Source organism: Streptomyces morookaense (assembly GCF_013030945.1).
GTDB classification, from domain to species: domain Bacteria; phylum Actinomycetota; class Actinomycetes; order Streptomycetales; family Streptomycetaceae; genus Streptomyces; species Streptomyces morookaensis.
The window spans coordinates 61,411-78,017 of record NZ_JABBXF010000039.1; the positions used below are offsets into that span (position 1 = coordinate 61,411).

Annotated in this window: 17 protein-coding genes; 1 reads left to right on the forward strand and 16 read right to left on the reverse strand. The window is 68.7% G+C overall.

Translation table 11 applies throughout. The features are described from left to right. Nucleotides 1-117 precede the first annotated feature (117 nt). Nucleotides 118-4,017 carry a DNA-directed RNA polymerase subunit beta' gene (locus HG542_RS18090; protein ID WP_171082696.1) on the forward strand — a complete coding sequence of 1,300 codons (3,900 nt, stop codon included), beginning with the start codon at nucleotides 118-120 and terminating at the stop codon, nucleotides 4,015-4,017. Nucleotides 4,018-4,076: 59 nt separating this feature from the next. On the opposite strand, the gene HG542_RS18095 is transcribed toward HG542_RS18090, so the two are convergent. The 16 genes from HG542_RS18095 to HG542_RS18170 form a co-directional block, all read right to left on the reverse strand. Then, the gene (locus tag HG542_RS18095) at nucleotides 4,077-4,331 is read right to left on the reverse strand and encodes a hypothetical protein (protein ID WP_171082698.1); all 255 of its coding nucleotides are present in this window, start codon (nucleotides 4,329-4,331) and stop codon (nucleotides 4,077-4,079) included. Next, a complete protein-coding gene (locus HG542_RS18100) occupies nucleotides 4,328-4,570 on the reverse strand; it encodes a hypothetical protein (RefSeq protein WP_171082700.1) in 243 nt (80 codons plus the stop codon). The genes HG542_RS18095 and HG542_RS18100 overlap by 4 nt, the downstream gene beginning before the upstream one ends. A 19-nt stretch (nucleotides 4,571-4,589) precedes the next feature. Further along, nucleotides 4,590-5,618 (reverse strand): peptidoglycan-binding protein, encoded by a 1,029-nt coding sequence (locus HG542_RS18105; protein WP_171082701.1) that lies wholly within the window; start codon nucleotides 5,616-5,618, stop codon nucleotides 4,590-4,592. A 77-nt stretch (nucleotides 5,619-5,695) separates the two neighbouring features. Then, entirely contained in the window at nucleotides 5,696-6,004 is a 309-nt protein-coding gene (locus HG542_RS18110; protein ID WP_171082704.1) for a hypothetical protein, read from the reverse strand. A gap of 21 nt (nucleotides 6,005-6,025) precedes the next feature. Then, entirely contained in the window at nucleotides 6,026-7,639 is a 1,614-nt protein-coding gene (locus tag HG542_RS18115; RefSeq protein ID WP_171082705.1) for a phage tail protein, read from the reverse strand. 52 nt (nucleotides 7,640-7,691) lie between these two features. Continuing rightward, a complete protein-coding gene (locus tag HG542_RS18120) occupies nucleotides 7,692-8,405 on the reverse strand; it encodes a hypothetical protein (RefSeq protein ID WP_171082707.1) in 714 nt (237 codons plus the stop codon). Further along, nucleotides 8,405-9,514, reverse strand: coding sequence for a hypothetical protein (locus HG542_RS18125; RefSeq protein ID WP_171082708.1), 1,110 nt, complete (start codon nucleotides 9,512-9,514; stop codon nucleotides 8,405-8,407). The genes HG542_RS18120 and HG542_RS18125 overlap by 1 nt, the downstream gene beginning before the upstream one ends. Further along, nucleotides 9,511-10,617 (reverse strand): hypothetical protein, encoded by a 1,107-nt coding sequence (locus HG542_RS18130; RefSeq protein ID WP_171082710.1) that lies wholly within the window; start codon nucleotides 10,615-10,617, stop codon nucleotides 9,511-9,513. The genes HG542_RS18125 and HG542_RS18130 overlap by 4 nt, the downstream gene beginning before the upstream one ends. 56 nt (nucleotides 10,618-10,673) lie before the next feature. Continuing rightward, nucleotides 10,674-11,618, reverse strand: coding sequence for a phage distal tail protein (locus tag HG542_RS18135; RefSeq protein ID WP_229922866.1), 945 nt, complete (start codon nucleotides 11,616-11,618; stop codon nucleotides 10,674-10,676). A 13-nt stretch (nucleotides 11,619-11,631) separates the two neighbouring features. Further along, a complete protein-coding gene (locus HG542_RS18140) occupies nucleotides 11,632-12,828 on the reverse strand; it encodes a hypothetical protein (protein WP_171082713.1) in 1,197 nt (398 codons plus the stop codon). A gap of 5 nt (nucleotides 12,829-12,833) precedes the next feature. Next, a complete protein-coding gene (locus HG542_RS18145; RefSeq protein ID WP_171082715.1) occupies nucleotides 12,834-13,907 on the reverse strand; it encodes a phage tail family protein in 1,074 nt (357 codons plus the stop codon). Nucleotides 13,908-13,936: 29 nt separating this feature from the next. Beyond that, nucleotides 13,937-14,620, reverse strand: coding sequence for a hypothetical protein (locus HG542_RS18150; RefSeq protein ID WP_171082717.1), 684 nt, complete (start codon nucleotides 14,618-14,620; stop codon nucleotides 13,937-13,939). Between the two features lie 65 nt (nucleotides 14,621-14,685). Further along, on the reverse strand, nucleotides 14,686-15,081 hold the full coding sequence (locus HG542_RS18155; RefSeq protein WP_171082719.1) for a DUF3592 domain-containing protein: 396 nt from the start codon (nucleotides 15,079-15,081) through the stop codon (nucleotides 14,686-14,688). 125 nt (nucleotides 15,082-15,206) lie between these two features. Then, nucleotides 15,207-15,554, reverse strand: a complete 348-nt coding sequence (locus tag HG542_RS18160) for a hypothetical protein (RefSeq protein WP_171082819.1) — start codon at nucleotides 15,552-15,554, stop codon at nucleotides 15,207-15,209. A gap of 65 nt (nucleotides 15,555-15,619) precedes the next feature. Continuing rightward, nucleotides 15,620-15,910, reverse strand: coding sequence for a hypothetical protein (locus HG542_RS18165; RefSeq protein WP_171082721.1), 291 nt, complete (start codon nucleotides 15,908-15,910; stop codon nucleotides 15,620-15,622). 93 nt (nucleotides 15,911-16,003) lie between these two features. Beyond that, on the reverse strand, nucleotides 16,004-16,597 hold the full coding sequence (locus HG542_RS18170) for a phage tail tube protein (RefSeq protein WP_171082723.1): 594 nt from the start codon (nucleotides 16,595-16,597) through the stop codon (nucleotides 16,004-16,006). Between the last annotated feature and the right edge of the window lie 10 nt (nucleotides 16,598-16,607).

Genomic DNA, 16,607 nt, shown 5'->3' on the forward strand with positions numbered 1-16,607 from the left:
CCCATTGCCTGAACGGCATGGGAGGGACCCCCATCCGGACCCCCAGACCACTGATGTAGAGCCCATATCCCGCCACGGCGGGAGGGCACGAACCCTGAAAGAGGGATTGACGACAAAGTGCTCGACGTCAACTTCTTCGACGAGCTGCGGATCGGCCTGGCGACCGCGGACGACATCCGAACCTGGTCCCACGGCGAGGTCAAGAAGCCGGAGACCATCAACTACCGCACCCTGAAGCCGGAAAAGGACGGGCTCTTCTGCGAGAAGATCTTCGGCCCCACCCGGGACTGGGAGTGCTACTGCGGCAAGTACAAGCGTGTCCGCTTCAAGGGCATCATCTGTGAGCGCTGTGGCGTCGAGGTCACCCGCGCCAAGGTGCGCCGTGAGCGGATGGGCCACATCGAGCTCGCCGCCCCCGTCACCCACATCTGGTACTTCAAGGGCGTCCCGTCGCGCCTGGGCTACCTGCTGGACCTGGCCCCGAAGGACCTCGAGAAGGTCATCTACTTCGCCGCCTACATGATCACGTGGGTGGACGAGGAGCGCCGCACGCGCGACCTGCCCTCGCTGGAGGCCCATGTCTCCGTCGAGCGCCAGCAGATCGAGCAGCGCCGCGACGCCGACCTCGAGGCCCGCGCCAAGAAGCTCGAGGCCGACCTGGCCGAGCTCGAGGCCGAGGGTGCCAAGGCCGACGTGCGCCGCAAGGTGCGCGAGGGCGCCGAGCGTGAGATGAAGCAGCTGCGCGACCGTGCGCAGCGCGAGATCGACCGCCTCGACGAGGTCTGGAACCGCTTCAAGAACCTCAAGGTCCAGGACCTCGAGGGCGACGAGCTGCTCTACCGCGAGCTGCGCGACCGCTTCGGCACCTACTTCATGGGTGCGATGGGCGCCGCCGCGCTGCAGAAGCGCCTGGAGTCCTTCGACCTGGACGAGGAGGCCGAGCGCCTCCGCGAGATCATCCGTACCGGCAAGGGCCAGAAGAAGACCCGTGCGCTCAAGCGCCTCAAGGTCGTCTCCGCCTTCCTGCAGACCCGCAACAGCCCCAGCGGCATGGTGCTGGACTGCATCCCGGTGATCCCGCCGGACCTGCGTCCGATGGTGCAGCTGGACGGTGGCCGCTTCGCGACCTCCGACCTGAACGACCTGTACCGCCGTGTCATCAACCGCAACAACCGTCTGAAGCGTCTGCTCGACCTCGGTGCCCCCGAGATCATCGTGAACAACGAGAAGCGGATGCTCCAGGAGGCGGTCGACGCCCTCTTCGACAACGGCCGTCGTGGTCGCCCGGTCACGGGCCCCGGCAACCGTCCGCTGAAGTCCCTCAGCGACATGCTGAAGGGCAAGCAGGGTCGCTTCCGTCAGAACCTGCTCGGTAAGCGTGTCGACTACTCGGCCCGTTCCGTCATCGTCGTCGGCCCGCAGCTCAAGCTGCACCAGTGCGGTCTGCCGAAGGCCATGGCGCTGGAGCTCTTCAAGCCGTTCGTGATGAAGCGCCTGGTCGACCTGAACCACGCGCAGAACATCAAGTCGGCGAAGCGCATGGTCGAGCGCGGCCGCACGGTCGTGTACGACGTGCTCGAAGAGGTCATCGCCGAGCACCCGGTGCTGCTGAACCGTGCACCCACGCTGCACCGCCTCGGCATCCAGGCCTTCGAGCCGCAGCTGGTCGAGGGCAAGGCCATCCAGATCCACCCGCTCGTCTGCACCGCGTTCAACGCGGACTTCGACGGTGACCAGATGGCCGTCCACCTGCCGCTCTCCGCGGAGGCGCAGGCCGAGGCCCGCATCCTGATGCTGTCCTCGAACAACATCCTCAAGCCGGCCGACGGCCGTCCGGTCACCATGCCGACCCAGGACATGGTGCTCGGTCTGTTCTTCCTCACCACCGACGAGGAAGAGCGCAAGGTCATCGGTGAGGGCCGGTCCTTCGGTTCGGTCGCCGAGGCGATCATGGCGTTCGACGCCCGCGAGCTCTCGCTCCAGGCGAAGGTCGACATCCGCTTCCCGATCGGCACCGTCCCGCCGCGCGGCTGGGTTCCCCCGGTCGCGGAGGAGGGCGAGCCGGAGTGGCAGCAGGGCGACTCGTTCCGCCTGCGCACCACCCTGGGCCGTGCGCTCTTCAACGAGCTGCTGCCCGAGGACTACCCGTTCGTCGACTACTCGGTGGGCAAGAAGCAGCTCTCCGAGATCGTCAACGACCTGGCCGAGCGCTACCCCAAGGTCATCGTGGCGGCGACGCTCGACAACCTGAAGGCGGCCGGCTTCCACTGGGCGACCCGTTCCGGTGTCACCGTCGCGTTCTCGGACATCATCGTCCCCGAGGCCAAGCGCGCCATCGTGGCGGGCTACGAGGCCCAGGACGAGAAGGTCCAGAAGCAGTACGAGCGCGGTCTGATCACCAAGGACGAGCGCACGCAGGAGCTCATCGCGATCTGGACCAAGGCGACCAACGAGGTTGCCGAGGCGATGAACGCGAACTTCCCCAAGACGAACCCCATCTTCATGATGGTTGACTCGGGTGCCCGAGGAAACATGATGCAGATGCGGCAGATCGCCGGTATGCGTGGTCTGGTGTCGAACGCGAAGAACGAGACCATCCCGCGACCCATCAAGGCGTCGTTCCGCGAGGGTCTCTCCGTGCTGGAGTACTTCATCGCCACGCACGGTGCCCGTAAGGGTCTCGCCGACACCGCCCTGCGTACCGCCGACTCGGGTTACCTGACCCGTCGTCTCGTGGACGTCTCGCAGGACGTGATCATCCGCGAGGAGGACTGCGGCACCGAGCGCGGCCTCAAGCTGACGATCGCCTCCAAGGGCGAGGACGGCGTCCTGCGCAAGGCCGAGGACGTCGAGACCAGCGTCTACGCCCGCATGCTGGCCGAGGACGTCGTCGTCGACGGCAAGGTCATCGCGCCGGCCAACGTCGACCTCGGTGACGTGCTCATCGACCAGCTCGTCGCCCACGGCGTCGAGACGGTCAAGACCCGCTCGGTCCTCACCTGTGAGTCCGCGGTCGGCACCTGTGCCTTCTGCTACGGCCGCTCGCTGGCGACCGGCAAGCTGGTGGACATCGGCGAGGCGGTCGGCATCATCGCCGCCCAGTCGATCGGTGAGCCCGGTACCCAGCTGACGATGCGTACCTTCCACACCGGTGGTGTGGCCGGTGACGACATCACCCAGGGTCTGCCCCGTGTCGTCGAGCTCTTCGAGGCCCGTACCCCGAAGGGTGTCGCCCCGATCTCCGAGGCCGCCGGCCGCGTGCGGATCGAGGAGACCGAGAAGACCAAGAAGATCGTCGTCACTCCGGACGACGGCTCCGACGAGACCGCGTACGCGATCTCGAAGCGGGCCCGTCTGCTGGTCGGCGAGGGCGAGCACGTCGAGGTGGGCCAGAAGCTCACCGTGGGTGCCACCAACCCGCACGACGTCCTGCGCATCCTCGGCCAGCGCGCCGTCCAGGTCCACCTGGTCGGCGAGGTCCAGAAGGTCTACAACTCGCAGGGTGTGTCGATCCACGACAAGCACATCGAGATCATCATCCGGCAGATGCTGCGCCGCGTGACGATCATCGAGTCCGGCGACGCGGAGCTGCTGCCGGGCGAGCTCGTGGAGCGCTCGCGCTTCGAGTCCGAGAACCGTCGCGTCGTGACGGAAGGTGGCCACCCGGCCTCCGGCCGTCCGCAGCTGATGGGTATCACCAAGGCCTCGCTGGCGACGGAGTCCTGGCTGTCGGCCGCCTCCTTCCAGGAGACGACCCGAGTCCTGACGGATGCGGCGATCAACGCCAAGTCCGACAGCCTCATCGGCCTCAAGGAGAACGTCATCATCGGTAAGCTCATCCCGGCCGGTACGGGTCTGTCCCGCTACCGCAACATCCGGGTCGAGCCGACCGAGGAGGCCAAGGCCGCGATGTACTCGGCCGTCGGCTACGACGACATCGACTACTCGCCGTTCGGCACGGGTTCGGGCCAGGCGGTGCCGCTGGAGGACTACGACTACGGTCCGTACAACCAGTGAGTTGATCGATCCGCGCGCAGGGCGGTCACCCCGATACGGGGTGGCCGCCCTGCGGCGTTTCACCGTGCGGTGAGCTGGAACACGGAGACGGCGACCCCCGCGACCGCCGTCACCGCACCGATGCCGGCGAGCGGCCAGCGGTTCCGCTCCAGCGCGTCCAACCGGGCCTCGTGATCGGCCAGTTGCTTGTCGGTCTGGTCGCTGCGCTGCACGAGCAGTGCGAGCGACCCGTCGACGCGGGCGAACCCGGCCTCCATGGTGCCGCGCAGCCGCTCGAGTTCGAGGGCGACGGGTGAGGTGGGGTCGTTCGTCATCCGCGACCCCGGCCGTCGGGGTGTCCTGGCTGCTCGGTGCGCAGCCAGCCGGGCAGCAGGGCCTGGACGGCGGGCAGCGCCATGACGCGGGCGAGCCCGCCGGTCACGGCCAGGGCACCGGCGACCCAGGGCAGGGAGGCGGGGATGCCGGAGGCGTCGACGATCGCGGGGAGTGCGACGGTGAGCCCGACGGCGGTCTGGAGGAGGGTGCGGAGGGTCCGCTTGGCGGCGTCGGTCATGGCCTTGTGCCTTTCCGGGTCAGGAGGAGTGCGGGACCTTCAGCGCGTCCCAGGTGACGCGCCCCGGCCAGCCGTCGGCGTCGGAGCCGCTGAAGCCCTGCTTGCGCTGCCAGGCGCCGTACGACTGCCGGTCGGCGTCGGTCCACTGCGGGCCGGGCCCCTGGGAGTAGGCGGAGCAGCCCTCTTCGACGAGACGGCGCCCCATGGCCGTGACGACGGGGGAGTTGGGGGCCGTGCGGAAGAAGTCGGCGCCGGGGAAGGGCTCGTAGCCGTTGCCGGCGGCGGGGACGGCCAGTTCCTGGCCGGGGTGGAGGGTGTCGGGGTCGGGGAGCTCGTTGAGGGAGACGAGCCGGTCGACGGTGGTGGCGTGGGACTCGGCGATGGTGGTGAGGGTGTCGCCGAGCTGCACGGTGTAACTCGCGGTGGCGGGGCGGGGGTTGACGCCTCCGGCGGGCTCGCCGCCGAGGCGGGCTGCGACGCGGTCGCGCATGTCGTCCATGGCGAAGCCGACGGGGTCGACCTTGGTGTTCGTCCACTCCTTGTGGCCGATGACGGACCCGGCCTCCCAGCCGTGCGCGCGGCAGAGCGCGGCCGAGACGCGCTCGATGGCGTCGAGCTGGGCGGCGGGCCACGGGTCGTCGCCGTCGCCGAGGTTGATGCACTCGAAGCCGTAGAAACGGGCGTTGCCGTCGGTGTCGTTGGCGGTGGGGCGGGGGAGCGCGGACTCGCCGACGACGGCCGAGAGGACGTCGCCGTCGCCCGTACCGGCGTGGTTGGCGCGGCCGTTGCCGACGAGGTGGACGACGCCGTCCTTGTCGATGACGCCGTGGCAGAGCGGGCCGGGGAGCTCGTCGTAGCCGTCGTAGCAGAGCTCGACGGAGGAGGCGGTGCCGGAGGTGACGGTGTGGTGGACGATCACGCCGTTGACGGGGCCCCAGGCGCCCTTGTGGTTGCGGTTGTGGTCGCGCCAGTCGTCGACTTCGACAACGGTGACGCCTTCGGCGCGGAGCGCGGTGACGAACTGGTCGGCGGTGAGGGGAGTTGCCATGGGTTCACTCCAGGGGGTGCGCATACGGACGCCCCGCACCGCGGGGAGCGGTGCGGGGCGGAGGGGCGATGTGGGGGTCAGGCGGGGAGGGCGTAGGAGACGGAGATAGTGAGCTGTGCCTTGTACTCGGACGTCTCGCTGTACTCCCAGTTGCGAGGAATGCGCAGGCACCAGCCTCTGCCGTCCATGGTCGGACCGCTCGAGAGGTCGTACTTCGCTTCCTTCCCGTCAAGAATCAGCGAGTGCCAGCCGCCGAGCAGCATTGCGCCGTCCGGAACCTGGAGCGTGAATTGCTGCTCCTCGAACTCGTGCTGGAAGGTGAACGACTTGGTCGTCTGCTCGATGGACTTGATGGCGCCCACGGCGCTGAGGGAACGGGTGGTCATGAGAGGTGAGGTCCTTTCTTGTCAGGCCAGCGCGAACCAGTACCGGGTGCCCAGGGCCATGGTTCCGTTGGCCCAGTCGACGTCGGTGGGCAGCGCGGTGTTGGCCTTCGTGGGCGACATGACCGTGCGCGGCACTGCGCCGGGGCGGCCGAAGCGGCCCGGGACGTCGTAGCCGCCGTTGCCGGTCATGATCCGGGGCGCGTTGGCAGAGTTGGTGTAGTTGAGCAGCAGCGCGATGACGTAGATGCCGGGCTGGAGCACCGCAGGTGCACTCAGCGGCAGGAACGAGGTCGAGCCGCCGATGTCGTGAGCCTCCGGGTAGACCATGCTCAGGTCGGCGGTCTGGGCGATCCGCTTGCCCGTGGCGTCGTATATGCCCGCGAAGGAGCCCGCGCCGATGCCACCGGATGCGCCGGAGTAGCCGAGCGTGTGGGTGCAGATCTCCTTGACGGTGACCTGCGACCGTACGATCACGGCGTTGTAGTAGATGCGTCCGCTCGCCGGAATGTCGCCGGGTGAGGCGGAGTTGATGGGGCTCTTGCCGTCACCGAGACCCGGATCGAAGGTCCAGGCGACGAATCCGAGGTCGGCGGGTGCCCAGTCGTTGGTGCGTGCCACCCCGTCCACGTAGGACTTACGGGCCAGATGCTCGGGCGCCGTCGGGTCGGCCTTCGCGGAAGGCACGGCGCTGAACGTCTTGGCGCCGTCCACGGTCTGTGCTCCGGCGAGCAGGACGGCACGCCCGGTGGGCTCCGCGCCCACGTCGGCGGCGGTGAGCTGCACGTCGCCGCTGCGGGTGTTGACCGAGCGCACGCCTGCGGCGCGCTCGTCCAGGGTGACGGTGGTGCCGTCGGGCTTGCGGTAGGCCAGCGTGCCGCCGTTGGCGTAGAGCACGATGCCGTCCGTGGGCTTGCCGTTCGGTACCGCGGTGGCGTTCTTGATGCCGAGGACGGCCTGGCCGCCCGCGGTGTCGGTGACGGCGGCGCCGATCTGGACGTTGCCGGTGAACTGGGCGTCGGCGGTGGCCGTGAGCCGGCCGGCCGGGTCGATGCGGACGCGGGTGGCGCCCGTCGCGTCCTGCACGTCGGCGCCGCGCGCGGTGAACGTACCGGTCACCGCCAGCGGACCGGCGACCGTGCCGCCGTCGGCCGGGAGGGCGCCCACGTCCTTGGCGTCGAGGCGGATGTCGGTCTCCGTGCGGCCGTTGACGGAGTGCACCGCACCCGCCGGGCCGGCCGGTCCGGGCGGCCCGGGCGGGCCCGGGAGGCCGGCCACGGCGACGTAGTCGGGCGTGCCGGGGTCGGTGGGCGCGATGTCCGCGAGATCGGCCTTCGGCTGCGCGGCCGGCAGCAGGATCTTGTACGGGGCCCGACCCCGCACCCCGGACAGCTTCTCGGTGACGGTGTACGCCCAGTTCTGCGGGTTCATGCCGGGCGTGTCCGTGGCGGGCAGCGTGACGGAGATCCGCCCGTCGGCGTCGAGCACGCCGGTGACGGGGCCGCCGAGCATGACGTCGCTCGCGCTGTGGGTCAGCAGCGGGGGCGGCTCGAAGACGACGCTGCCGGTGAGGGAGTTGCCGTCAGGGGAGAGGTACCGGGCGGTCACGGTGACGGTGGGAATGGCACTGGGGAGCACGGTGGTGTCTTCCTGTTGTGCGGATGAAAGGGGGAGAGGGAGCGGGAGCGGGTCAGGACTGAACGCCGTACAGGGCGCGGGGAATGCACCAGACGGTGCTGTTGCCGTTGGCGGCGCGCGCCTGGACCTCGAAGTTGACGGTGGCGTCGTATGCAGCGCTCACGGATTCGTAGAACCACAGGCTGCCCTTCCCGGTGGGCCCGACCTGTTTGCCGTCGACGAGCAGCCGGATCTCGCCGCCGTCGTTCGCGTACGCGTAGTCGATCTTGCAGTAGATCCGGGGGTGTTGGATGACCGCGTGGCTGCTGTACAGCGTCTTCCAGCTCGTCGACTGGGTGGACTCCCACTTGGTGGCGTCGTCCGGTACGGGCAGCGGGTAGGGCAGGAACGGTTTGGCCAGCCCGAAGTTGCGGGCGTCCTCCGCGAAGATGATGTTGCCCTTGCGGTCCCACATGCGGATGGGCTGGACGGGCAGGTCCTCGGGATCGCCCGTCCACACGCTGAAGGCCAGCGAGCCGTCGTCGCGCCGGAGGACGACGCCCTGCTGGTACTGGCCGCCCGGCCGGTCGGGGGAGACCCGGCCGACGTAGGCGAGTTCCTTGCCCTCGGGGGTGCGCACCGTCAGCGAACCGCCGTCGCCGATGACGACCTTGCCGCCCTGGATCTCGTCCATCTTGGGCCGCGTGTTGGCGCTGCCCATGAGCGCGCGTACCTGCCGTTCCAGGTCGCGGATGCGGTCCAGCAGGTCCATGGGGATGGCGGCCATCAGATTCCTTCCAGGTAGAGCTTGGCGGTCTCGGCCTTTGCACGTTCCGGAGGCGACACGGTCATGCCCACCACCCGGAAGCGGGCGCTGAGCCCCTCCGGATGCCACAGGTCGGTGATGCGCAGCCGGACCGTGGCGCCGAGGAGGGCCGGGGGCATCCGCCCGTCGAGCCGGATGACGGCCTCGGGGATGATCTGGGGGCGGCGGGAACGGCCGAGTTCGGCGTCGGCGAGGCTGTTGAGGGTGGCCCGGTCGCTGACGGAGCTGTGGTCGGAGGTCCCTTCGAGCCGGGGCCATCCGGCGTCCAGTTCCGCGATCGCCGTCTTCCGCTCGGACATCGTCGGGACGGAGTCCGCGGCCTGGTTGCGGTTGGCCGAATCCCCGCGTGCGACCCAGATGTTGGCCTGCAGAGTCGCGTCGCTGGGCAGGGAGTAGGACAGCAGCGGCCCGGGGCGGTCGAGCACGATGTCCTGTGCGCCGACGCGGATCTGCGGGTGGCCGAGCTGGAGCCGCTTCACGCGCCGGGCGGTGACCGGGTCGCGGTAGCAGTGGATCCGCCACTCGAAGCCGTCCTGCAGGGCGGCGAGGCCGTCCAGGATCTCGCGGACCCGGGCGACGTCCGTGTAGGCGTATTTCTGGCTGCGGGTGACGCCCGAGACGTCCGGCCCGTACTCGATGCCGATGTCGCCGCCGGGCTGTGCCTGGATGTGGTCGACGACGTTGCGGACGAGGTCGAACTGGTCGACGTTCGTGCCCTCCAGGCTGCTGGAGAGGATCCGGTGGTCCAGGTACGAGTCGAAGGTGCCGGCCTGGATCTCGGCCGTCATCCGGCCCTGCTCGTCACCGGTCGGCGTGCACGTCCACAGGATGCCGCCCCACCAGATCTCGCCGCCGCGCTCCAGCCAGACCGCGGTGCGGCCGGGCTGGAGCGCGGTACGGGCCCGCTGGGCGAGCGCCTGGTCGGGGAGGGGGACCGTGGCGCGCAGCGAACCGGCCTTGCCGATGTAGTCGTCGAACTCGACGCCCGTCAGCGGCAGGCTGTCGACGACCTGGTCGGTGCGCAGGTCGCAGAACAGGGCGCGGTAGGCGGGCCGGCCGGGCGTGATCACTGGGAGGCCTCGTAGCTGCCCCACACGGTGTACCAGTGGCCGTCGGCGGCGGTCTCCGGGAAGTTGCCGTCGGCCCAGTCGGGGGCGGTCTCGCCGTTCGGCTTGTTCGTCGTCCAGCCGCACGCGGCGCCGTTCGCGTGGCGGGTGGTGTCGAGGAAACACGTTCCGGCGTAGTAGCCCTTGTTGAGGCGCGAACGGAGGTGGCCGTTGATGGCGGGTCCGGTCGGGCGGACCGGCAGGGAGAGCCACCAGTTGCCGTTCGTGTCGACCCACTTCGTACTCGAACCGATCTTCAGCGTCGCGCTGAAGTGGACGATCGCGCCGTCGTGCAGATACCGGCCGTACAGTGCGCCGTTTCCGATGGCCGGCTTCGGCCCGTTGTCCGCACCCCACTCGGGCGTGTAGTCCTGCCAGCCCGGCCGCGGCTCCGGGTACGCCTTCCACTGCGCACCGTCCCAGCGCTCCAGGCCCGTACCGGTGTCGCGGTACTGGCCGGGGTAGGCGCCGGGGAAGTTCAGACCCCAGCCGCGCGGGATGATGCCGCCGACGGAGACGGTGGCGCGGCGGCGGTCGCGGACGGCGGTGTCCCAGTTGATGCCGCCCTTGCCGGCGGAGGCGCCGGCGGGGACGGTCACTTCGGCCAGGGCGAGCGCACCGGCGGGCGTCGAGGGCGCGGCCGGGGTGGCGGCGGGAACGCCCTGGACGATCTCGATGACGGCCTCGGTGCGGTTCGAGGTGTCCTGCTGTGCGTCGTAGACGCGCACGACGACGAGGTCGATGCGCGGGTTGTTCGCGTCGCCGTCGGTGAAGACGAGGGGGACGTAGTCGGTGACGGTCACCGGGTAGGCGCCGGCCTGCTCGCTGCTCTGGACGACGGCGCGGCCCGGCGAGACCTTGCCGGTCATGCCCGCCTGGTCGCCGAAGACGTACAGCCCGTCCATGACGTACTTGCCGTACTGGGAACCGGGGATCACGCCGTCCCGCGAGGACAGCACGCCGGACGGGGCCATGGTGCCCAGCGGGGCGAGCCGGGTGTCGACACGGGTCTGACCGCCGCCTGCGTCGGTGCGGTTGAGCAGCCATGCGCTGCGGACGCTGTTCATCTCGTCCTCCGAGAGTTGGGTGGTGAAGGGTTGGGGGGAGCGGGGCGGGGGTGCTGTCACCAGTGGGCGTCGCGCCAGCGGACGGTCACCGAGGCGCGGGAGTCGTCGGATGCGGGGCCCGCGCGGAAGGCGAGCGAGGTGACGCCGGGCTCCAGTTGGAAGAGCTGCTCCGGGGTGGAGCGGGCGGTGGCGGTGTAGAGCCGGGAGGCGGCGCCGTTGAGGGTGACGGTTCCGGCCACGGTGTCGACGGCCAGTACGTCGGACTCGGCGAGCTGGATGTCGTACTCGAGCTGCCGCCCGTCACCGAGCCGTGTGAGGGACGGCGTCTCGGCCGGCCCCCGGAACTCGATCACCGGGTTCACCGGGGCGTCGCCCGCGTTGACGGCTGTGATCGTGCCGGTGCTGCCGGCCGCGCCCCACTCCAGCGGCCACTCCAGGCCGCTGTCCGGCTCCCACAGCAGCCCGGGCTCGGGCGTGGGCAGGCCGGTACGGGCGCGCTGTTCGGTGATGCCGAGGCGGCGGGGGTCGGTGCACAGCCACTGGATCGACACCGAGGCGATGCCGTGGGTGACGTACGTGCGGTCGGTCGTGGCCGCACGGCGGTCGACGCGCGCCCGGCAGGCGAGCGTCTGACCGTGCAGGCGTACGGCCAGCCACTGTTCACCGCTGTTGACGCCCGTGGCGGCGCGGAAGGCCTGGGCGACGGCCTGCGCCTGGTCCGGACGGTCGGGCAGCAGCCAGACGGTCGCGGAGACCGTCCGCGGCTTCGCCCACTGGGCGCCGGGCCAGGAGCCGTGCTGGGCGGGCTTGGGCACGTCGGCCGAGTCGAGCTCGGGGAGGTCGTCCCAGCCGGTCAGGCCCTTGGCGTCGATCTGGTAGGGCGTGCCGGGGCCGAAAAGAAGCCCGGCCCACTGGATCTGCCCGTCCTGGGTGATCAGTGAGCCGGGGGGTTCGATGGCGGTGTCGATGTCGGCGACGGTGTTCATTTGTGCTGGGGGCATGGGGAGTTGGCCCTCACCTTCTCGTCTGTCGTGTCTGCCGTGTCTGTGCGAGGAAGAGCAGGTCCGCGGCGATGCCGTGGGAGCCGCGGCCTTCGGGCTCGTGGTAGTGGTCGATGCGCGGGACCGCCTGTGTGGTGGAGGTGGTTCGGGCGGCCGCGGCCGTCTGCGTGAGCAGCCGGTCGAGCGCGGACAGCGGCAGCACGGCCTCGGCCTCGCCGGCCTCGGCGAGGACGACGGGGACGCCGCCGTCGCGGGGGCCGACGACGCCGCCCTGGGCGAGCATCGGGATCTTGGGGAGGTGGATGCCGAACTTCTTGCCGAGGATGTTGACGCTGATGCTGTTGAGGCCGTCGATGACCCAGTTGGCGAAGCCGATCAGCCCGCTGATCGGGCCCTTGACGACACCGGCGACGGCCTGGAACGCGGTCTGGAGGAAGCCGCCCATGCCGTGCAGGGCGCGCTCCATGGCGGAGCTGACTTTGCGGAACGCGCCGGGGAGGTGCCGGCCCACCCAAGTGGCCACCGGTTTCACGACGTTGAAGACGCCCTTCCAGAAGCCGATGACGACGGTGAGGTAGGCGGTGACGACGGGTACGGCGACGGTGAGGGCCGTGTCGATCAACTGGCCGACCGTGGTGAAGACCTGCTCCATCAGCTGCTGACCGAGCTCGGAGTTCAGGGCGAACTCGACGATCTGCTCGGCGAACGGGGCGAGCAGGGTGATGAGGAGGACGAAGGGGTTCGCCTTCATCACCAGGTTGACGACGTTCATCACGCCACTGGCGATTTTGAGACTGCCGCCGAGTTTGGCCGTGAAGGCGCCGGCTTTGCCGGCGCCCTTGCCGAGCAGGGCGAGGGACTTGGTGGTGGTGTCGGACTGCCGCTTGAGGTTCTTGAGGAGGCGGGAGGACTGCTGGGAGCCGGTCTTGGTCTTCAGCAGGCCGGAGTTGGCGGTACTGGCCTGCTTGCCGAGGGCCTGCGCGGCGCGGCCGGTGGTGGTGGCGCCGGTCCCGAACTGCTTGATGCCGGTGCTTGCTTGCGTTGCCGACTGCTTGACGCGGTCGAGGACGCGGGAGGCGGAGGCGATGGCGCGCTGACTGGTCTGTACGGAGCGGGCGGCCTGGCCGAGTGCGGAACCGAAGGTGCGGAACGCACCGGCCGAGTCGGCGAGGGGGTTACGGACGCGGGGGAGAGCTGCGACGGCGGGCACGTGGCTCACCCACGGGCCTTGGCCAGGAACATCAGGGCCCGGGCGGTGTCCCGGGGGCTGCCGGCCTGGGTGGCGTAGTAGTTCTCGATGTGGAATCCGGCGCCGGAGGCCTGCCGGGCGCCGTTGCCGGCGGCGGCGAGGCGTGCCTCGACGGCGGTACGCGTCAGCAGCCGGTCGAGCTTCGACAGCGGCATGACGGCCTCGGACTCACCGGCTTCGGCGACGATCGCCGGAACACCGCCGCTGCGCGGCGCGACGATGCCGCCCTCGGCGAGCATGGGGATGGACGGGATGTGCACGCCGAAGGTCTTGCCGCCGACGAAGGGCACCCAGCCCGGGATGGTGACGCTGATGCCGTTGAGGGCGCCGATGGCGCTGTTGACGAGGCCGATGACCCCGTTGATCGGGGCCTTGACGGCCCACAGGATGCCGTTGAAGACGGAGCCGGCGAAGGAGGAGAGTCCGCCCCAGGCGCTGGAGAGTGCACTGCTGACCGCGTGGAAGGCGTCGGGGATGGCGGAGCCGATCCAGAGCGCGATCGGCAGGATGGCGGCCTTGATCCCGTTCCACACCTTGGAGATGAGGGCGCCGGTGGACTTCATCAGCGGCCCGATGGCCTTCATGACGGTGCCCACGACCTTGCCGATGACGTCGAAGGCGACCTTCATGATCTTCTGCATCGCCTTGGAGCGGGACGCCACCTCGACGACCTTCTCGATGAGCGGCGCGAGCAGTCCGAGCAGCATCCCGATGACATTGCCCTTCATGGACTTGTTGAGCCCCTTGACCCCGCCGTCGGCCTTCTTGAGCCCGCCCTGGAACTTCGCCATGGCGGGCCCGCCCTTGCCGGCCTCCTTGCCGACCTTGGCCACGGACTTGGCGGCCTGGTCGGCGGCGGTCTTCATGCCCTTCAGCTCACGGGTGGACTGCTGGGCGGAGGTCTTGATCCTGCTGACGTTGGTGTTGGCGGTACCGGCTTGCCGGCCGAGGGTGCCGGCGGCGCGGGCGGCGGCGTCGATGGTGGTTCTGAAATTTCTGGCCGCGCCGCCGGCCCGGCCAAATGACTGCGTGAGAGACATGTGTCATCCAATGTGCTGGCTCTGAAGCCTTACAGCTCGCGTTCCAATTCCTTCAGTACGCGCTTGAAACTGTCGACATTTCTTGCGCTCCCTCCGGCCTGAACATCTATCTGCTGCATGGCTTTCAGGAACTGTCCGGCCACCTTCCTGGTCTGCTCGGCGCTCTTCTTTGCGTTGCTGGCGCTTGCCTTTGCCTCGCGAGAACCGGTTGCAGCGATCTGCGTGTTCCTCTTGGCTGAGCTCGCCAGATTTTTCGCCACATCGGCATCGCGCTTGGCCCGGGCGGCGTGCTCGATCGACTGTCTGGCGTTCTTGTGCGCTGCGTCGGCGTCCTTCTTGGCGTTCTTTGCGTCTTCTCGTGCCGCGTGTGCGTCGTTCTTGATCTCCTGCAGCTCAGCCTTGGTTGCTGCTTCCTTCTGCTTTTCTTCTTCCTCCTTCTTTTCCGCCTTCGCCTTGAGTTTTCTTCCATGGATCGCCTGCTGCAGGCTGAGGTTTTTGGTCTTCTTCACCTCTTGTCCGGCAAACGTCAGGCCTTTTTCGTCCCACTTGAACAGGGACTGGTCGAACTTGAAGATCTGTCCGCCGAGGGCGGCGCCGCTGAAGTCGCCGGCCTTCACTGCCTGGACTGATGCGTCCTTGAAGAGCTCAGCTTTGATCTTTGGTAGCTCGGCAGCCAGTTCTGATCGTGCGGCGTCCCGAGCCGCTTGCGTCACTCTCGGGTCCTCGCTCGCGAGATGTTCAGGTTCTGGCATATCCAACCCTCTCGTCTAATGCGGAATCATTTGGCGATCAGAATCCCCGTCGCCAGGGAGAGGAGAAGTGCGCTCATGGTGAGTGCGCCTATCCATGATGTGCGCAGTTCGCTGCTCAGGTCCGTGATGATGGCGGCCCGCGACGGCTTCTTCGGGTCGAAAACGATCTCCGTCGTATCGGACGCTTCGAATACCTTTACCGGCCAGTATTCCGATGACACGGTGAAGACTTTGCCATCCGGGGTTGAATACTCGAAAATCGACGCAACGGAACCTTCTCCCCACTGATGGTGGGTGCATACCCCTTCGGTTTTCATGCCGCTTCTTCGTAGGCGAGAAAGCTGGAACGCGCTCCGGCAGAACACTATGGCCGGAAGCAGCAGGATGCCGAATATGAAGAGAAGTATGATTGCCCCGCCCATTGTCATTCCTTTGTTGCGGATGGGTTTCTTCGACCCGCCCTGATCCTCCGTCAGATAGGAGCAACAGTAGGGCATGGTGCTGAAATGACGGGACGGGTCGGGGCGGTGGCTTGTGCCACTTGCCGCTAACCGAAGAAGGCAGCGAGCTGGCTCGGAGTCGGCTGTTCCGGCAGCGGGGTGGCACTTTCGGAGTCGTATGCGACAGCGGGCGCCATGTCCGGCGACAGCGGCCGCGGCACCGGCTCCGGATAGTCCAGCGGCTCGCCGTCCTCGCCACCGTTGATCGTCGCCGTCATCCAGTTGGCGACAGCCAAATGGTCAACCGCCGCCGCCACCAGATGAGTCGACGCATCCCACTCCACGGCCTCGCCGTGCAGATCACGATTGACCGCACTGTCCCGCGGCATGTGCTTGACCAGCACCATCAGCCGCCGCGAAGACAGCGCCCCCCGGTGCCAGTCCAGCAGATCCACACCGAAGTGCCGCAGCAGATCGGCCTCAAGAGCCTCGGCGTGTTCTTCCACGAACGCGTCGAGGCTCAGTCTTCCCCCAGGCCGAGCCCGGTCTCCTTGCCGTACGCCTCAAGAATCGCGGCGATGTCCTGCATCGTCACGTCGTGCTCGACGAAGCGCGCGAACTGTTCCTTGCCCAGCAGCAGGCCCAGCAGCCCGTCCACGTCGTTGTCGTCGAGCTCGCGCAGGGCACGCGCCGTGCGGTGGCCGATCTCCGTGGGGAGTTCGAAGGTGTCGCCGTCCAGCGAGAAGGACCACGAACGGCCGTGGGCCTCCAGGCGCTGGGCGCGGGCCGCGTTGACGTCGAAAGCGGGCATGGAACTGCTCCTTGAAGTGCTTGAGGTGAGTGGGGAATCGGGGCGCCGCCCCGGGACGGGGAAGGAGCGGCGCCCAGGTGTGGCGGGCTGCGCCTACTTGCCGGCCGGCGCCGCCGTCGGCGCGAACGCCTTGTCCTTCATCAGCCACGTCGCCAGCGGCGCCCCCGGCTTCGACGCCATCGCCGTGAACGTGACGCCCAGCTTGACCGCACCCTTGCGGTTGAGGTCCATGTCGTCGCTGACGGTCACCAGACCGCGCGGCACGACAAAGCGGTAGCGCACATCCGCACCGTCGCTGAACTCGACGCCCAGCGCACGCTCGTCCTCGCCCTGGTCGCTGTGGATCTCGTACTTGAACAGGCCCGAGTTCGGGGCCGTCTCGACGACCTCGCCGCCGCCGAAGAAGAACGGCAGCGTGTCCTCGTTCAGCTGCAACATGCCGAACTTCAGAGTCAGTTCGCGCTCGGTGTAGATCGTGCGGGCGGGGGTGAGGGACTGCCACGTGTCGATGTTGGCGGTCTTGCCCTTGCGGCCGAACTTCACGCCGTCGGTGCTGGTGAAGCCCAGGTCGTGCCAGGCGGCACCCCACTCGGTGGTGGTGTCGGCGGGGGCGTCGGTGCCGACCTTGGCGATCAGGATGCGGCCGGTGCCGGCCACGCGGATCTCGCTCGGGTTCATTCCGGACATGGGAACTCCT